Origin of the sequence: Mesonia sp. K4-1, from assembly GCF_008017825.1 — a bacterium.
In the GTDB taxonomy this organism is placed as follows: Bacteria; Bacteroidota; Bacteroidia; order Flavobacteriales; family Flavobacteriaceae; genus Mesonia.
On record NZ_VRLS01000007.1, the window covers coordinates 1 to 521 of the forward strand.

General features: G+C 39.9%; 1 pseudogene. It reads left to right on the forward strand.

What is annotated here, in order from left to right:
• A pseudogene (locus FT986_RS15830) lies at nt 1-521 on the forward strand (pyridoxal phosphate-dependent aminotransferase family protein); the annotation flags it as partial.

The following is a 521-nucleotide window of genomic DNA, read 5'->3' on the forward strand; positions in this document are numbered from 1 at the left end:
ACTACGGGATATTTAGGGTTAGAGCAAGATATTCGCCTAAAGGAAGCGGCAAAGAAAGCAATTGATGATTTTGGAACCCAGTTTCCATTATCAAAATCATATATAGCGCACCCACTATATGAAAAATTAGAGCAATTACTGCACAAGCTATACGGTCAGCCCGTGGTGGTAGCCAAAAACGCCACCTTGGCACATATGGCGGCTATACCTGTAATTGCAGGAGATCGTGACGCTATACTACTCGATCATCAAGTACATTGGAGTGTTCAGGATGCTGCCAAACGTTTAAAATTAAGAGGGGTAAAAGTGGAGTTGGTACGCCATAACCGTTTAGACTTATTAGAAAAAAAGATTCAAGAGATAAGTTCTACGGTGGATAAAATATGGTATATGGCGGATGGGGTTTACTCCATGTATGGAGATTTTTCTCCCGTAAATGACCTCTTAGACTTATCTAAGAAGTATAAACAATTATGTTTGTATTTTGATGATGTTCATGGCATGAGCTGGTCGGGGAAAAA